Source organism: Cobetia sp. MMG027, assembly GCF_027947415.1.
Lineage (GTDB): Bacteria > Pseudomonadota > Gammaproteobacteria > Pseudomonadales > Halomonadaceae > Cobetia > Cobetia marina.
The window spans coordinates 1-15,997 of sequence record NZ_JAQJIO010000005.1; the positions used below are offsets into that span (position 1 = coordinate 1).

Below are 15,997 nucleotides of genomic sequence, written 5' to 3' on the forward strand. Positions count from 1 at the left end.
CCCCCCCCCCCCCCCCCAAAAACCCCCCCCCCCCCCCCCCCCCCCGCCCCCGGGCCGGTTCTCTTTGCGGGTCAAAAACCGGAAAGCCGGTACCCGTCAGCTGGCAGGCCCGGTGGGCCTGAGTAGCGGCTTCCTCGCTGAGTCAGTCATTGTCGCCATGCTTGTCGTGGACAGGAGCGAGGCGGTAGACTCCCCAGCCTTCCGTTATGGAGATGATGATGCAACCTCAAGAACTGTTGCTGTATTGCCGCCCGGGCTTCGAGGCCGACCTGGCCGCAGAAGTCTGTGAAAAGGCCGCTTATCTGGGCGCCCCGGGTTATCCGATTGCGGCACGCGACAGTGGCTTCGTGCGTTATGTGGTGACAGGTGATGAGCCCGCCAATAGCCTGCATCGTGACATGCCGCTTCAGGCGTTGGTCTTCGCTCGCCAGACACTGGTGGCATTGGAGCCATTGGTCGGCATGTCGCGGGAAAATCGCGTCTCGCCGATTCTGCAGCAGGTGGTCGACGCTGGCTGGAGCTTCGAGGAGATCCGCCACGAGATGCCGGACACCAATGATGGCAAGGCGCTGTCGGGCCTTGGCAAGGCCGTCGGCCGCCCGTTGGAGTCTGCGCTCAAGAAGCGTGGTGCACTGCGTCGCAAGGCCGGTGGGCGGGCGCTGCACGTCTTCTGGACGGATGGTGACGAAGTGCAGCTGGGCATGAGCTTTCCTGGCAACCGCAGCGAATATGCCAACGGCATCCGTCATCTGCGTTCGCCGAGCCGTGCCCCCAGTCGCTCCACACTCAAGCTGGAAGAGGCCTGGCATGAGTTCGTGCCGCGCGACCAGTGGGAGCGTCGCATCGCGGTTGGCATGCAGGCAGCGGATCTTGGGGCAGCGCCGGGTGGCTGGACCTTCCAGCTGGTCGAGAAGGGCATGTTCGTGTTTGCCATCGACAATGGCCCCATGAACAAGGATCTGATGGCGACAGGACAGGTAGAGCATCTCAAGGAAGATGGTTTTACCTGGGAGCCACCGCTGCGACTGGACTGGCTGGTCTGTGACATCGTCGACAAGCCCATCCGCGTGACGGAGATGGTCGAGCGCTGGCTGAAGAAGCGCTGGTGCAATGAGGCGGTCTTCAATCTCAAGCTGCCGATGAAGCAACGCTGGAAGGAAGTCTCCCGCTGTCTCGATTATCTGGCGGCCAGCCTTGAGCGTTCCAATGTCGGTGCCGAGATCCGGTGTCGTCACTTGTACCATGACCGCGAAGAAGTCACCGTGCATGTGCGTATCACGCACTGAGCCACCGGGTTGTCTGGTGCAACCACAAGCCCCCACGGACCGAGCGGTCCGTGGGGGCTTGTCTGTGCGGTGCTGTCAGGTCGATGGACGGAGCCTCGCTGAGGGATGCTGCATTCGCGAGGCTTGAATCTCTCGCAGGTCAGGTGTGCTCAAGCAACACGATGCGTTCCGGTTGAGAAAGCATCGGCCCCAGACGCGCCATCATGCGTTCGCGCGCGTGACTGCTCGACCACTCCTGCCAGGCTCTTGCGTCTCGCCATGAAGTGATCAATATTCGGTGGCCGGGACGTCCGCTTTCCACCAGATTCTCGCCCGAGATGAAGCCCTGTGCATGCATGGCTTCACGCACGACCTCGCGTGAGGCCTGCTCGTAATCCTGTTCGAGTCCCGGCATGATATGCCGCTCGATCATTACCTTGATCATGCCCGTCTCCCGTCTTCATACATTCTGCCTTGTCAGTGGCAGGACCTCAGGAGTCATTGATGACCGATACCCCCTTGCCCGTTGCCGATGCAGAGCTGGATACCAGCGGTCTGTATTGCCCCGAACCCATCATGATGCTGCACAACAAGGTGCGTGAGCTCGCGAGCGGAGACCTGCTGCGTGTCGTGGCGACCGATCCGGCGACGACACGTGATGTGCCCAAGTTCTGTGCATTTCTTGGGCACACACTGGAGCGCAGTGACGAAACGCCGGATCACTTCCTTTATGACATTCGCATCAGTTGACGTCAGTCGTCTCAGGCTTCGCGGTCGTGCACTTCCACACTGACCTGATCACTTTCGCCGGTCATCATCAGCGCGAGAGCTTCCAGGGTGGCCGGGTCCTGCTCACGAATCTGGTTGGCGACGGCGCGCTGGAAGAAATAGACCACGTCATGACGACTGCGACCGGGGTAGAGGCAGTCATCTCCAGCCAGCACCGGTGTCTGGGTGACGCGTGTCTCATCGACCAGCAGTGCCTCGATGTTGCCATCGCTGTATAGACGCCAGCCGAACACCTGCTTGAGCTGCCACGCAGACTCGCCATTGGTCATGCACAGGGCATGAGTCCCGAGCGTATCCGGTAGCTGCTGCAGCAAGGTGGTCTTCTCCGACACCTCATAGTCGTAATAGGCCGCGGCATGCTCGAGCTCATAGACCTTGTGGTCCGGAGCCAGCATGAAGACCTCGTCGGTTTCCGGGTCTCGGTAGCCGACGAAGTGGCCCTGCTGCGGATCTTCCAGCTCATGGCAGGGCATCAGCCCCTCCATCCATGGCACCAGGCCGACCACCTCACCATCCTCGCGCAGACCCCAGGCCAACACGGGAAGGCTGTAGTAGCTCTCCGGGTCGCTTTCGAGCTGATAGAGCATTTCCAACCCATCGTGTTCCGGCGCAAGCCGGAGAATACGACGTCGTGCACGCATCCTGTCACGCATGACATTCAGGTCGATGACCTTGGCGGAGCGGGGGGAAGAAACTGGTACGCCCATGACGAACCCTCCTCAGCAGCTTGTCGATCGTCCTCGGCGTGTGCGGGTGTGCAAACAGCCGCCGCTTGCAAGATGGCGCACTGCATATGAATGCACTGCCTTGAATAACCATTAGCACAGCCTGAGCCCTGACGGTAACCCCTCCTTGGACGAAATGACCGTCCATGCGCAGATGAAGGATTAAACGCAAACGCCCCGCGACCGGGGAAAAGGCCGGTGGCGGGGCGTCTGAGGCGAGTGCTTGAGCGAGTGGGAAAAGGGATGGAACACTGGCCGCCGTCGGTATCACGAGCTCGCGGCCAGCGTTGGCAGGGGGCTTCGCTCAGCCGGGCAGGCTGCCCTCCTGAATGGCGCGGCGCGCGATGACCCACAGACGCCAGCCAAGCAGCAGAGCCGCCACGGTCAGGCCGGCCACCATGCCAATCCAGTAGCCATAGACACCCATGCTCTCGACAGCCCAGGGCCAGACGGGGAACTGCTCACTGCCCACCCCCAGCAGATGCCCGCCACCAAGACCGATGATCCAGTAGGCGAACATGGTGATCAACATGATGATGCGAGTGTCCTTGAAGCCGCGCAGAGCCCCCGCCATGGCAACCTGCAAGGAGTCGGAGACCTGATAGAGCATCGCCAGCGTGATCAGGGAAAGCGCCAGCGCCTGCACCTTGAGGTTGCTGGTGTAGAGCGCCACGGCAGGCTCTGCCAGTACCCAGATCACCAGATCATTGATCAGAGCGACCACCAGTGAGAAGGCCACGCCATTCCACGCCACGAAGCGCGCCTCGTTCATGTCACCACGGCCGATGGTATGCCCCACTCGTACGGTGAGTGCCATGGCCAGTGACAGAGGGAGCATGAACAGCAATGAGGTGAAGTTGAGCGCGACCTGGTGGGCTGCCACCTTGATCTCACCGAAGCTTGCCACGAACAGCGCGATGACGGTGAACAGCGTGACCTCGAAGAAGATGGCGATGCCGATCGGCAGGCCGACCTTGAGCAGTTCCGAGATCTTCTTGAGCTGAGGCGCGCTGGGTTGGCACCAGAGGGCGACTGCCTGGTAGGCGCTGCTGCGACGGGTGTAGAGAAACATGCTCAGACACATGATCCACATGGCAAGCCCTGTCGCGATACCGCAGCCTGCAGCGCCCATGGCCGGGATATCGCCCAGCAGTCCCGGCAACGTGATCCCCAGCAAGTCATCCACGCCTGCAGAGCCATAGATCAGCAGGTAGTTGAGCGGAATGTTCGACAACAGGCCGATCAAGCTGATGATCAGCGCCGGACGAGTATGATTCATGCCATCGGAATACGCGCGTAGCACTTGATAGAAGGCGGCGCCCGGCATGCCCCAGGCAATGGCCATCAGATAAAGCGTGGCCTGTTCTGCCACCGCGCCGGGCACCTCCATCAGCGTGAAGATTGGCGCCGCCAGGAACCACAGTGCCAATCCTGACAGACTGCCGAGCACCAATGAGATCCACAGTGACTGGTGAACGTTGTCACGTACCTCACCGCTGCGGTTACCCCCCATCAGCTGTGCCACGACGGGTGTCAGCCCCATCAAGGTGCCAGCCATCAACAGCAGCAGAGGCACCCAGAGGCTGGACCCCACCGAGACGGCTGCCAGGTCCGTCGCGCTGGAGCGACCGGTCATCAGGACATCCACGGCGCTCATGCCTGCCTGAGCCAGCTGAGCACCGCAGATTGGCAGTGCCAGCGTGACCAGGCGTGAGGTCTCGGCGCGTACCCGGCTGGCGAATGGCGCCTGAGAAGAGGCTGCAGGCGTGGAGGCGGATGAATGGGAGGGTTCGGCGGGGGGCACGGCAGGCTCCTGCTGGTAATCGAGAATCATTCTTGCTTGGCGCGCCATCCTAGCAGATAAGGCCTGCCTGCGGGGCGCAAGAGAGTGAATTATCAGCGCTTGGTACTCACCTGTCAGGTGGAATGACGTGATACGAACGAGCCACGTACAATGCTCGACATCGTCATGCAGTACCGTCCCTATCTCCGGGTACTGATATCGCTGCTGATTCACACGATCGTCGAGACTTGCCTGTGTTGCTTTCTTCAGAACTTTCCCGCGTGCCTCGCACCCTGTCATCACGTCATGAGGCGTGCAGCGCAGACGGCGATGCCATGCCTGATCATGCCCTGGCGGGGGGGCAGGCCCTGACGGATCAAGAGTCGATGGACCCTGAGCTGACGGCGTTGACTTCCCTCTTCGATGGACTGTTTGCCACGTCTTACAACACCTTGTTGCGGCGCGCCCCCCACGAACCTCTCTATCTGCCCGCCGGCATGACGACGGATGAGGTGCAGGATGGGGTCGCCAGCGGCGACTCTCCAGGCGATGAGCTCGGCTTTCATCGTCTCTATCTGGCGCGCGGCTTCTTCTCCAGCGCTCTGCACGAAGTCAGTCACTGGTGCATCGCGGGCCCTGAGCGACGCCTCAAGGAGGATTACGGTTACTGGTATGCACCGGACGGACGTGATGCACACCAGCAGAAGGCCTTTGAAAGTGTCGAGGTAGCCCCGCAGGCGCTGGAGCAATTGTTCCACCGTGCAGTCGCCAAGCCGTTTCATGTCAGCGTCGATAATCTGGAGCTTGAGGTGGATCGCGATGCCTTCGCACAGCGTGTCGACGAGCGGGCCGCTGAATACGAAAGGTGCGGCCTGCCAGCACGCGCCAATGCCTTCCGACATGCGCTGCACGCTGTCTGGCAGCGCAAGCTTTCACACACGCAAGCCATCCAGGAGGCGATGACGCTATTGCCCGCCGTCGGGGAGGATGGCCGCGTGGCCTGATGCGCCCGCCATGCCGACGCAGGACATTGTCTGTTCCGCGCGCCTCGAGATATCCCGCCGTGGAATCGCCGGATTTTCAGGCATGAACTGCTAGCACGGATTGCGAAAACTGCAAGTCAGCGTTGCACGAGCGTTGCGATCGGAAACCCTTTGTGATTAGAATGATTCGCATTGCTACGATCATTCTGCTTCCCCTGCACCAGCAGGCCAGAAGCGGGGACCTTCGAACAGGGGTATTCGATGACAGCTTCCACCAAGATTTCTGCATCCTCCGTCCGCAAGCTGCTGCTGGGCGCACTGGCTGGCGTTACCGCCGCCACGGCGCTGCCGGCTCAAGCCCAGGAAGAGGTCAACGTCTATTCCTATCGTCAGGCCTATCTGATCGAGCCGTTCCTCAAGGAGTTCACCGAGGAGACCGGCGTCAAGGTCAATGTGGTCTTCGCCAAGCAGGGCCTGGCCGAGCGTCTCAAGCGGGAAGGGCGCAACACCCCGGCTGACGTGCTGCTGACCGTGGATGTGGGACGTCTGCAGGAGCTGGTCGACGAGGAGCTGGTCAAGAGCGTCAATGACGAGGTCATCGAGGCCAATCTGCCCGAGCAGTACCACGGCCCCGACAATCAGTGGTTCGGCATCACCACGCGCGCACGGGTGCTCTACACCAGTGTCGAGCGTCTCGAGGCCGGTCAGGTGGCAAGCTATGACGACCTGGCGGATCCGAGCCTGAAGGGGCGCGTCTGCTCACGCGCCGGTGATCACCCCTACAACGTCGCGCTGATCGCCTCACGCATCGCGCACAACGGTGAAGAGGCCACGCGTGAGTGGCTGGAAGGCTTCAAGGCCAATCTGGCGCGCAAGCCTCAGGGTGGCGATCGTGATCAGATCAAGGCGATCCGCGACAACGTCTGTGATGTGGCCATCGGCAACAGCTATTACTACGGCAAGATGCTCGACAATGACGAGCAGCGCCCGTGGGCCGAGAAGGCACGTATCGAGTTCCCGGATCAGAACGGCGTCGGCACGCACATGAACATCTCCGGCATGGCGATGACCAAGTATGCGCCGCACGAAGAGAATGCCCTCAAGTTGATGCGCTTCCTCACCGAGAAGACCGCCCAGCACATGTATGCCGAGGTCAACTTCGAGTATCCGGCCAACCCGGAAGCCGAGAGCTCCGAGCTGCTGACCTCATGGGGCGAGTTCAAGCAGGATGACCTGCCGCTGACCGAAGTCGCCAAGCTTCGCAAGCGCGCCGCGCAGATGGTCAATGAAGTCGGCTTCAACCAGTAAGGGCACTCGCCGGAGCCAGAGGCTACCGAGCGAGCTGTCATGAACGAAGAGGGGCTGTCGCGATGCGACAGCCCCTCTTCGTTTGCGCAAAGCATGTAAAATAGACGCAATTGCAGTTGCGGGATAACGAGGACGTCAGATGACCCAGGGCAAGCGGCTGTTGGCTGAGCAAGGTGCGAGCTTTGAAGGAGAGGCGGTGGCCGCCATGAGCGGCACCGGGCGATCGCCGGCCGCCCAAGAAATGGCGCACTACGATGCAGCGGCCATCCGGCGTCGTCAGCGGCGTCTCGGAACCCACATGGGCTGGTTCGTCAGCGCCTGGGGCGTGGCCGCACTGGTGGTCATGCCGGTGCTGGCCGTCGTCTGGCTGGCTGTCTTCGGTGACGATGGCAGTGATCAGGCCGGGGAGGGCATCTGGCCGCATCTCGTCTCCACCGTGCTTCCCGATTACGTCATGACCAGTCTGGCGCTGGTGGCGGGAGTGGCGGTCCTCAGTGGCAGCATGGGGGTCGTCTCGGCCTGGTTGACCACCATGTATCAGTTTCCGCTGCGACGCACCTTCGAGTGGTCGCTGCTGTTGCCGTTCGCGATTCCCGCCAACGTCATCGCCTATATCTATACCGACGTCTTTGAGTATGCCGGCCCCTTCCAGGGCGCGCTGCGTGCCCTGTTTGGCTGGGATTCGCCCCAGGATTACTACTTCCCGGAGATCCGCAGCCTGGGGGGCGCCATCCTGATGCTGTCCCTGGTGCTGTTTCCCTATGTCTTCATGCTGGCACGCTCGGCATTTCTCGATCAGTCGCCCTCACTGCGCGATGCCAGCAGAACGCTGGGCTGCAACGGGTGGCAAAGCTTCTGGCGCGTGGCACTGCCCAGCGCCCGACCGGCGATTGCCGTCGGCCTTGCACTGGCGATGATGGAGGCGCTCAACGACTTCGGAACTGTGGACTACTTCGCGGTACGCTCGCTGACCGCCGGCATCTTCAATGTCTGGCTCAACATGGGCAGCCTGCGCGGTGCGGCGCAGATCGCGCTGTGCCTGATGATCTTCGTGGTCACGCTGATCTGGCTCGAGCGGCATGCTCGGCGTCGTCAGCGCCAGTTCGGCAAGGGCGATCGCTACCGTCGCTATCAACGTCCGACCCTGACGGGATGGCGGGCATCAGTGGCGTCACTGGCCTGTTTCCTGCCGCTGTTCTTCGGTTTCCTGCTGCCGGTGGGCTTGCTCACGCGGCACGCCATCCTGTATTTCGAGGAATCCTGGACACCGGACTTCGCAGGCTATGCCGTGAACAGCCTGATACTGGCGGTGAGCGCTGCGGTACTGACCCTGATCATCGGGGTGCTGCTGGCCTATGCCAAGCGGCTGGATCGCACCGCCAGCGTACAGCAGGCACTCAAGCTTTCGAGTCTGGGCTACGCCATGCCGGGTGCCGTGCTGGGGTTGGGCGTTCTGGTACCGCTATCCGGCTTCGACAATGCACTGGACAGCTTCCTGCGGGCCAATTTCGGCATCTCCAGCGGATTGCTGCTGACGGGAACGATGGGCGCGATCATCATCGCCTATGTGGTGCGCTTCTTGGCGATTGCCGCGGGCTCCATCGAGTCGAGCCTCGACAAGGTCACGCCCTCGATGGACATGGCGGCACGCTCGCTGGGCGAGAACACCTTCTCGACCCTGCGTCGTGTGCATCTGCCGCTGATTCGTCCGGGGCTTCTGACCGCGGCGCTGGTGGTGTTCGTGGATGCCATGAAGGAGCTGCCGGCCACCTTGCTGCTGCGCCCCTTCAACTTCGATACGCTCGCCACTCACGTCTATCAGTACGCCTCCGATGAAATGCTCGAGCAGGCGGCGCTGCCGGCACTGGTGATCGTGCTGGTCGGTATCCTGCCGGTGATCGTGATCTCGCGCACCATCGTCGCCTCACGCAGCGAAGCGTGAACGAGCAAGAGAGACGAGAGCCGGCGTGCGTGACGGGAGTGACCGGTGCCGAGCGGGCATCAGCTTATTGCCATACGGTAGTTGTCCCTGCCCTTGAGATCGCCTAGGGTGCAGCGCTTGATGACGCAAGGACACTCCCGGAGACGACTCGCACGATGATCAAGCCTTATCTGACCAAGATGCGCGGAGGCCCGCTCAAGCGTGGCAAGCCGCATGTTGCCGATGCCCTGTGGTCCTGGCTGGGGGCCTTTCTCGGCATGGCGTTGATCGGCTGGATGTCATCACATTATCTGGCGGTCAGCACCTTGCTGCTGGTCGGCTCCTTCGGGGCGACCTCGGTACTGCTCTACGGTGCGCCGCATAGTCCGCTGGCGCAGCCGCGCAACGTACTGGGCGGCAACCTGTTGTCGGCGCTGGTCGGCGTGGCCTGCTATCACTGGCTGGGCGACGGCTGGCTGGCAGCCGCCATGGCAGTCTCGGTGGCACTGCTGGTGATGCAGCTGACGCATACCCTGCACCCGCCGGGCGGTGCCACGGCCTTGATCGCGGTGATCGGCGGTGAGCCCCTGCATGCGCTCGGCTACTGGTATGCCTTGCTTCCCGTCGGTCTGGGGTGCCTGGCCATGCTGGTGCTGGCGGTATTGATCAACAACCTGGCGCGTCATCGTCGCTATCCGCTGCACTGGCATTGAGTCATCAGGTGCCACCACCGGGCGCGTGCTTCTGCAGTCGCCGGCGGAAGGTGATAGACTGGGTCATCGCCTGACGCGAGCGACTGGCAGCAGTCCGCCGAGGTCCCCCAGACCAACGCCTTCTTCACTGTGCCTGATACGCCTCGCTCTCTCTCCCGGCACGTGCCCGGCCAGGCGCCATTCCTTAATGATCGACCAGCACGTGGCCGGTCAGCCGAAGAGATATTGATGACTGAGACTACTGCCAACTCCATCCCGGCTTTTGCCGCCCTGGGGCTGTCCGCTCCTGTTCTGAAAGCGATTGCCGAGATGGGCTATTCCACGCCGTCCCCGGTGCAGGCGGGTGCGATTCCTGCCGTGCTGGAAGGTCGTGACGTGATGGCTGCCGCGCGCACCGGTACCGGCAAGACTGCCGGTTTCGCCTTGCCGCTGGTCGAGCGCCTCTCAAACGGCGCCCCTGCAGGCGCCCGCAAGATCAAGGCCCTGATCGTCACGCCGACGCGTGAACTGGCCGCGCAGATCGACGAGAACGTCACTGCCTACTCCCGTCACCTGAAGCTGCGCAATGCCGTGGTGTTCGGTGGCGTGAAGATCAATCCGCAGATCAGCCGCCTGTCTTCCGGCGTCGAGATCCTGACCGCCACACCGGGTCGCCTGCTGGACCTGCACTCCCAGAAGGCCATCGATTTCTCGGATCTCGAGACGCTGGTGCTGGACGAAGCGGACCGCATGCTGGACATGGGCTTCATCCACGACATCCGCCGCCTGCTCAAGCTGCTGCCGACCAAGCGGCAGACGCTGCTGTTCTCCGCGACCTTCTCGGACGAGATTCGCGGCATGGCCAACAAGCTGCTCAATGATCCGGTCGCCGTGGAAGCCAGCCCGCGCAACACCACGGCCGAGAAGGTCGAGCAGCATATCCATACCGTGGAGAAGAGCCACAAGCCTTCGCTGCTCAAGCATCTGATCCTCAAGGAAAACTGGCATCAGGTGCTGGTCTTCACGCGTACCAAGCATGGGGCCAACCGTCTGGCGACCAAGCTCGAGAAGTCCGGCATCAGCGCCGCGGCGATTCATGGCAACAAGAGCCAGAATGCCCGTACCAAGGCATTGGCCGGTTTCAAGAACGGCGAAGTGCGCGTGCTGGTTGCCACCGATATCGCGGCACGTGGCCTGGATATCGAGCAGCTGCCGCAGGTCGTGAACTACGAACTGCCCAATGTCCCGGAAGACTACGTTCACCGGATCGGACGTACCGGTCGCGCCGGTGCCAGCGGGCGTGCCATCTCGCTGGTTTCCAGCGATGAGCGCAAGGAGCTCGGCGGTATCGAACGTCTGCTCAAGGGCAAGCTCAAGCGTGTCGAAGTGGAAGGTTTCGTGCCGGAAGTCGACGTCGAACCGGAACGTGAGCCGCGTCAGCCGCGGGGCGGCCAGCGCACTGGCGGCCAGCGCTCTGGCGGCCAGCGCACTGGCGGCAAGCCTGCCGGTGAAGGTCGTGGCAATGGTGGCCAGCGCACCGGTGGCGCTCGTTCGGATGGTCAGCGCACTGGTGGCAAGCCTGCCGGTGAAGGCCGTGGCAATGGCGGTCAGCGCTCTGACGGCCAGCGCACTGGCGGCGCTCGTTCGGGCGGTCAGCGCACTGGCGGCGCTCGTTCGGATGGTCAGCGCACTGGTGGCAAGCCTGCCGGTGAGGGCCGTGGCAATGGCGGTCAGCGCTCTGACGGCCAGCGCACTGGCGGCCAGCGCCAGCAAGGTGGCGGTGCCAATCACGACGACGACAATCGCGGCAATCGTGCTCCCGCTCCGCGTGAGGTGGATGGCAACCGCGTCGCGCCGCGCCCGGAAGTGAACGGCAATCGCGCGCCGGAGGCACCGTCCAGTGAAGAGCGTCCGCGTCGTCGTTCGCGTGGTGGCCGCAATCGCTCCAGCGGTGGCAATGGCGGTGGTGGCCGCTCCAACGGCTGAGCCTTGCGGGACAGACTGAAGTCGTGAACCAGAACGCCCCGACAACTACCGGTTGTCGGGGCGTTCTGCGTTTCAGAGATGGCGGAAGGAAATCAGACGTCTTCTTCCCAGTCGATCTCATAGTCCGGGCCTGTGCCCCGGATGTCTTCATCGCCACGCACACCGTCACCGCGCAGGCGGGTGTGGATGGCCAGCATCACCATCACCTCGTTGTCCGGTCGGAAGGGCTGCAGCCCCTGCTCGAACAGCATGTTGTTGCGCTCGCGTGCCCAGTCGCCGGGGGATAGTTCCGGATAGAGGCCCTCGGCAGGAGCAAACTCGATGAAGGGGTCCATGTTGTAGGCATCGAACAGACGCGCCAGCGCCTGTTCGTCATCCATGACGCCGGTGGTATAGAGCGTGGTCTGGTAGTAGTCCTGCTCCAGCTCCTTGAGCACGTCGAGAGGGCTGACGCCGAAACTTCTCAGGTCATCCAGGCTGTAGTCGCCCAGTTCCAGCATTTCCCCATCCAGCCATTCATCGTCAGGCTGAATCAGGACATGCTTCATCTGCCCATCGGGCAGGGCCCAGGCGATGGCCAGGGGCAGGCTTGAGTCCTCGCCTGTCTCGACGGCGATGAAGGCGGGGAAGTCGCCTGTTTCAGGTTCGTATTCGTGCATTGTCGTGTCCAGAGCAGGGAAGCGTGCAAAGAAGGGCGTGCAAGGGAAGGCGTGCCGTGTCAGGCCGCGGGCAGGCGGAAGAAGCGGGTGGCAGTCGCCGTGGTGGCCTGCGCCAGCGCTTCCATCTCCATGCCGCGCAGGGCAGCGACCTCGGCCAGAATCCAGACCAGCAGCGAGGGTTCGTGGCGGCGTCCCTTGAGCTTGGCGGGCAGATTGCGTGGCACCAGATAGGGGCAGTCGGTTTCCAGCATCAGGCGTTCCAGCGGAATCTCGCGACACAGGCTGCGCAGGTGCTCGCCGCGGCGTTCATCGCACAGCCAGCCGGTCAGCCCGATATGCAGGTCGAGATCCAGATAGCCATATAGTGTCTCACGCTCGCCGGTGAAGCAGTGCACGACCGCGTGGCTGATGTCATCCCGCCAGTGCTTGAGCATCTCGAGCATCCGTCGGCCGGCGTCACGTTCATGCAGAAACAGTGGCAATCCTGTCTCGGCGGCAAGGGTCAGCTGGGCCTCGAAGGCGCGAGCCTGCTCGGCGGGCGTGGAAAAGTTGCGATTGAAATCCAGGCCGCATTCGCCCACCGCGACCACTTCCTGCTGGGCCAGCAGCTCCCGGATACCGCGCTCGACACCATCGTTCCACTGGCTGGCATCATGCGGATGCACACCGGCGGTGGCAGAAAGGCCACGATAGCGCGCCGCCAGCGCCTGAGCCTCACGCGAGCCGTCCAGGCTGGTGCCGGTCAGGATCTGCTGGCTGACGCCCGCCGCGCGAGCTCGCAGCAAGGTGCCCTCGATGTCCTGAGCATAGCTTTCATGGGTCAGGTTGACGCCGATGTCGATCAGCGGCGTCGGGCTTGCGAAGCGCAGCGCCGGCGCCAGCCGAGTCAGGGCCGTCTGGCGATCGCTGTCATCGAGGGACAGGTCGGCGCACAGGTCGGCAAGCGAGGTCTCGCTCAGTTGCTCCGGGTCATAGCAGGGCAGCGCTGAGGGATCGGCATGGGGAGGAAGCGCGGACATCGAACACCCTTGAGTCACGGGGGAGGGAGAAGGAACACGGCAGTGAAAGGCGTACCAGGTCGTCTGCTGGCCTGGCACTCGAGAGTCCGGCACCGGGCGATCGGCTCGTTGGCAATGCCAGGCGCACGACGTGCTTTCAAGTGGTCGGCCATTCTACCCAAGCCGCCGATGTCTTTCAGCCCTTGCGGTGTCTTCCATCGCCTGTACGCTGCGCCTCGGGTAGAATGGCGTCATTCTCCGGCGCGCGTCGCTGGCGGCGGCCTGTCCGCCTGACTCCCACTTCCTCCGCGGCCTTCCCGGCCCCGGACCCGTCACGAGTTGCTGCTGCACATGGCATTGTTACGACTGGAAAATCTACAGCTGGCCTATGGCCATCACGTTCTGCTCAATGGGGCGGATCTTGTCGTCGAGCGCGGCGAGCGCCTGGCGCTCGTCGGCCGCAATGGTACCGGCAAGTCGACCCTGCTCAAGCTGATCACCGGCGAGTTCCAGGCCGATGCCGGTGAGCTGTGGAAGGCGCCGGGCCTCAAGATCGGCGTGCTCTCTCAGGACCTGCCGGCGGCGGAAGGTCGCACGATCTTCGATATCGTTGCCGAAGGCCTGCCGCAGGCAGGTGCGCTGCTGGCGGAATACCATCACCTGATCAGTGATCCGGAACCGGACCTCAAGCGTCTCGAGCACGTGCAGGTCGCGCTGGAAAGCGTCGATGGCTGGCAGTTCCAGCAGCGTATCGATACCGTGCTGACCCGCCTGGGCCTGCCGGAAGACACCATGATGGAAGATCTCTCCGGTGGCTGGCGTCGGCGTGTCGCGCTGGCGCGTGCGCTGGTATCCGACCCGGACCTGCTGCTGCTCGATGAGCCGACCAACCATCTGGATCTCGATACCATCGCCTGGCTGGAAGAGCAGGTCGCGGCCTTCTCCGGCGCCGTGCTGTTCATCACCCACGACAGGGCCTTCCTCAAGCGCCTGGCGACCCAGATTCTGGAGCTGGATCGTGGCCGCCTCGGCCGTTATCCGGGCGATTACGCGGCCTATCAGGCCCAGAAGCAGCACGAGATGGATGTCGAGGCCAAGGAAAACGCCGAATTCGACAAGAAACTGGCCCAGGAAGAGACCTGGATCCGCCAGGGCATCAAGGCGCGCCGCACCCGTAACGAAGGTCGCGTGCGCGCGCTGGAGAAGATGCGTGATGAGCGTGGACAGCGTCGTGAGGTGCAGGGCCGTGCGCGTATCGCCGTCGATTCTGCCGAGCGCAGCGGCAAGCGCGTCGTGGAGCTGGAAAATGTCAGCTATCGCTACGACGAGGCGCAGGACAAGTGGGTCATCCGTGACCTGAGCGTCGAGATCCAGCGCGGCGACAAGGTCGGCCTGCTGGGGCGCAACGGCGCGGGCAAGACGACGCTGCTGCATATCCTGCTGGGTCAGCTCGAGGCCAGTGAAGGCAAGCGCATCGAAGGCACCAAGCTTCAGATCGCCTACTTCGATCAGCTGCGCAAGGGCCTGGACATGGAAGCCACCGTCTACGACAACGTGGCGCGCGGCAGCGACCGTGTCACGGTCGGCGGGCGTGACATGCACGTGATGAGCTACCTGCAGAACTTCCTGTTCACGCCGGACCGCGCGCGTCAGCCGGTGCGTTCGCTGTCAGGGGGCGAGTCCAATCGCCTGCTGCTGGCGCGTCTGTTCACCATGCCGGCCAACGTGCTGGTGCTCGATGAGCCGACCAACGACCTGGATGTCGAGACGCTGGAGCTGCTCGAGGAGCTGCTGCTCGACTTCGACGGTACCGTGCTGCTGGTCTCCCACGACCGTGCCTTCATGGACAACGTGGTCACCAATATCCTGGCCTTTGAGGGCGACGGGATCGTCAAGCCGTATGTCGGGGGCTACAGCGATTGGATACGTCAGGGCGGGCATCTGCCGCCGGCACCGTGGGAAGTCGAGCGTGAGCGCGAGGAAAAGCACCGTCGTGAGGCGCAGGCCGAGGATGAGCGTCGCAAGCGTGAGGCCGCCCAGGCGCAGCAGGCCCCCAAGAAGGTCAAGCTGCCCTACAAGTTCCAGCGCGAGCTGGATCTGATTCCGGCGACCATCGAGACGCTGGAAGCGGAGATCGCGACGCTGGAAGCCGAGATCGCGGCGCCCGAGTTCTACACGGGGGATGCCAAGGCCGTGAAGAATACGCTCGAGAAGCTCAGCCACAAGCAGCAGGTGCTGGAAGAGACGATGGAGCGCTGGATGGAGCTTGAGGCCATGCAGGAAGGCTGAGTCTCTTTTCTCGTCTCCCCGGGTGCGGAATGACACGAGGGCAGCCATTGGCTGCCCTCGTGTCATCTCGGCTCACTGACCGCCGGCGTCATTCTTCGCTGTCATCTGCCCCCACTCGGACGGCCAGCACATCACACTGGGCACCATGCAGGACACCAGTGGAAGTGGAGCCCAGCAGCAGGGCGAAGCCATGGCGACCATGTGAGCCGACCACGATCAGATCCACGTCATGTTCTGCGGCAAAGCGATGAATCTCGCTGTCCGGCATGCCGACCACGACATGCTGATCTTCAGGCGCGATACCGTGTGGCGTGGCGATATCCCCCAGTCGCTCACGGGCATGGGAATCCAGCTGATCCTGAATGCTGGTCAGATCCATCGGGATGTCCCCGCCATAGGCAAAGCCCAGTGGCTCGAGGGTATGCATGATGGACACCTTGGCACCATTGCGCTTGGCGATGGGCAGTGCGCGTTCCAGTACCAGGTGGGAATCCTTGGTCAGATCGACAGCGACCAGTACATGCTTGTATTCGTTGCTCATCCTGAATTCCTCCCGTAGAGGTGGGCCATTCGAGTGGCGTCGTGCACCTGCTTCCATG

Annotated in this window: 14 protein-coding genes; 8 read left to right on the top strand and 6 right to left on the bottom strand. The window is 62.9% G+C overall.

Features of this window, described 5'->3' with window-relative positions; translation table 11 throughout:
- The first annotated feature begins 212 nt into the window (after positions 1 to 212).
- Positions 213 to 1,286 carry a 23S rRNA (cytidine(2498)-2'-O)-methyltransferase RlmM gene (gene rlmM / locus PJK54_RS07475; protein ID WP_103751373.1) on the top strand — a complete coding sequence of 358 codons (1,074 nt, stop codon included), beginning with the start codon at positions 213 to 215 and terminating at the stop codon, positions 1,284 to 1,286.
- A 139-nt stretch (positions 1,287 to 1,425) separates the two neighbouring features.
- On the opposite strand, the gene PJK54_RS07480 is transcribed toward rlmM, so the two are convergent.
- Positions 1,426 to 1,710, bottom strand: a complete 285-nt coding sequence (locus tag PJK54_RS07480) for an antibiotic biosynthesis monooxygenase family protein (protein ID WP_077371336.1) — start codon at positions 1,708 to 1,710, stop codon at positions 1,426 to 1,428.
- 59 nt (positions 1,711 to 1,769) lie between these two features.
- On the opposite strand from PJK54_RS07480, the gene tusA reads away from it, so the two are divergent.
- Positions 1,770 to 2,015, top strand: a complete 246-nt coding sequence (gene tusA / locus PJK54_RS07485; protein ID WP_077371338.1) for a sulfurtransferase TusA — start codon at positions 1,770 to 1,772, stop codon at positions 2,013 to 2,015.
- Between the two features lie 11 nt (positions 2,016 to 2,026).
- On the opposite strand, the gene PJK54_RS07490 is transcribed toward tusA, so the two are convergent.
- Entirely contained in the window at positions 2,027 to 2,761 is a 735-nt protein-coding gene (locus tag PJK54_RS07490; protein WP_077371340.1) for a hypothetical protein, read from the bottom strand.
- Between the two features lie 322 nt (positions 2,762 to 3,083).
- A complete protein-coding gene (locus PJK54_RS07495; protein WP_240499759.1) occupies positions 3,084 to 4,487 on the bottom strand; it encodes an MATE family efflux transporter in 1,404 nt (467 codons plus the stop codon).
- Positions 4,488 to 4,948: 461 nt separating this feature from the next.
- Between PJK54_RS07495 and PJK54_RS07500 the strand changes: the two genes are divergently transcribed.
- From PJK54_RS07500 to PJK54_RS07520, 5 genes are all read left to right on the top strand, one after another.
- Complete coding sequence (locus PJK54_RS07500; RefSeq protein WP_077373049.1) at positions 4,949 to 5,566, top strand: elongation factor P hydroxylase; 618 nt, start codon at positions 4,949 to 4,951, stop codon at positions 5,564 to 5,566.
- A gap of 240 nt (positions 5,567 to 5,806) precedes the next feature.
- Positions 5,807 to 6,853 carry a Fe(3+) ABC transporter substrate-binding protein gene (locus tag PJK54_RS07505; protein ID WP_077371346.1) on the top strand — a complete coding sequence of 349 codons (1,047 nt, stop codon included), beginning with the start codon at positions 5,807 to 5,809 and terminating at the stop codon, positions 6,851 to 6,853.
- A 139-nt stretch (positions 6,854 to 6,992) separates the two neighbouring features.
- Positions 6,993 to 8,795, top strand: a complete 1,803-nt coding sequence (locus PJK54_RS07510) for an ABC transporter permease (RefSeq protein WP_240499590.1) — start codon at positions 6,993 to 6,995, stop codon at positions 8,793 to 8,795.
- Positions 8,796 to 8,950: 155 nt separating this feature from the next.
- The gene (locus tag PJK54_RS07515; RefSeq protein WP_169477178.1) at positions 8,951 to 9,487 is read left to right on the top strand and encodes an HPP family protein; all 537 of its coding nucleotides are present in this window, start codon (positions 8,951 to 8,953) and stop codon (positions 9,485 to 9,487) included.
- 228 nt (positions 9,488 to 9,715) lie between these two features.
- Entirely contained in the window at positions 9,716 to 11,452 is a 1,737-nt protein-coding gene (locus PJK54_RS07520; protein WP_442870674.1) for a DEAD/DEAH box helicase, read from the top strand.
- Between the two features lie 92 nt (positions 11,453 to 11,544).
- Here PJK54_RS07520 and PJK54_RS07525 read toward each other — a convergent pair whose 3' ends face one another.
- The gene (locus PJK54_RS07525) at positions 11,545 to 12,111 is read right to left on the bottom strand and encodes a hypothetical protein (protein WP_240704190.1); all 567 of its coding nucleotides are present in this window, start codon (positions 12,109 to 12,111) and stop codon (positions 11,545 to 11,547) included.
- Positions 12,112 to 12,170: 59 nt separating this feature from the next.
- Positions 12,171 to 13,130 (bottom strand): TatD family hydrolase, encoded by a 960-nt coding sequence (locus tag PJK54_RS07530; RefSeq protein ID WP_077371351.1) that lies wholly within the window; start codon positions 13,128 to 13,130, stop codon positions 12,171 to 12,173.
- Between the two features lie 330 nt (positions 13,131 to 13,460).
- Here PJK54_RS07530 and PJK54_RS07535 point away from each other — a divergent pair, with 330 nt between their 5' ends.
- Positions 13,461 to 15,398: an ATP-binding cassette domain-containing protein gene (locus PJK54_RS07535; protein WP_077371354.1), complete on the top strand. Its 1,938-nt coding sequence runs from the start codon at positions 13,461 to 13,463 to the stop codon at positions 15,396 to 15,398.
- Between the two features lie 88 nt (positions 15,399 to 15,486).
- Here the strand turns inward: PJK54_RS07535 and PJK54_RS07540 are convergent, their stop codons facing one another.
- On the bottom strand, positions 15,487 to 15,939 hold the full coding sequence (locus PJK54_RS07540) for a universal stress protein (protein WP_077371357.1): 453 nt from the start codon (positions 15,937 to 15,939) through the stop codon (positions 15,487 to 15,489).
- Between the last annotated feature and the right edge of the window lie 58 nt (positions 15,940 to 15,997).

Excerpts from the sequence above, each read along its gene's own strand:
- PJK54_RS07500 (WP_077373049.1), top strand. The coding sequence starts at position 4,949 with ATGGACCCTGAGCTGACGGCGTTGACTTCCCTCTTCGATGGACTGTTT.
- PJK54_RS07515 (WP_169477178.1), top strand. The coding sequence starts at position 8,951 with ATGATCAAGCCTTATCTGACCAAGATGCGCGGAGGCCCGCTCAAGCGT.
- PJK54_RS07535 (WP_077371354.1), top strand. The coding sequence starts at position 13,461 with ATGGCATTGTTACGACTGGAAAATCTACAGCTGGCCTATGGCCATCAC.
- PJK54_RS07480 (WP_077371336.1), bottom strand. The coding sequence starts at position 1,710 with ATGATCAAGGTAATGATCGAGCGGCATATCATGCCGGGACTCGAACAG.
- PJK54_RS07505 (WP_077371346.1), top strand. The coding sequence starts at position 5,807 with ATGACAGCTTCCACCAAGATTTCTGCATCCTCCGTCCGCAAGCTGCTG.
- PJK54_RS07540 (WP_077371357.1), bottom strand. The coding sequence starts at position 15,939 with ATGAGCAACGAATACAAGCATGTACTGGTCGCTGTCGATCTGACCAAG.
- PJK54_RS07520 (WP_442870674.1), top strand. The coding sequence starts at position 9,716 with ATGACTGAGACTACTGCCAACTCCATCCCGGCTTTTGCCGCCCTGGGG.
- PJK54_RS07525 (WP_240704190.1), bottom strand. The coding sequence starts at position 12,111 with ATGCACGAATACGAACCTGAAACAGGCGACTTCCCCGCCTTCATCGCC.
- PJK54_RS07490 (WP_077371340.1), bottom strand. The coding sequence starts at position 2,761 with ATGGGCGTACCAGTTTCTTCCCCCCGCTCCGCCAAGGTCATCGACCTG.
- PJK54_RS07510 (WP_240499590.1), top strand. The coding sequence starts at position 6,993 with ATGACCCAGGGCAAGCGGCTGTTGGCTGAGCAAGGTGCGAGCTTTGAA.
- tusA (WP_077371338.1), top strand. The coding sequence starts at position 1,770 with ATGACCGATACCCCCTTGCCCGTTGCCGATGCAGAGCTGGATACCAGC.
- PJK54_RS07530 (WP_077371351.1), bottom strand. The coding sequence starts at position 13,130 with ATGTCCGCGCTTCCTCCCCATGCCGATCCCTCAGCGCTGCCCTGCTAT.
- rlmM (WP_103751373.1), top strand. The coding sequence starts at position 213 with ATGATGATGCAACCTCAAGAACTGTTGCTGTATTGCCGCCCGGGCTTC.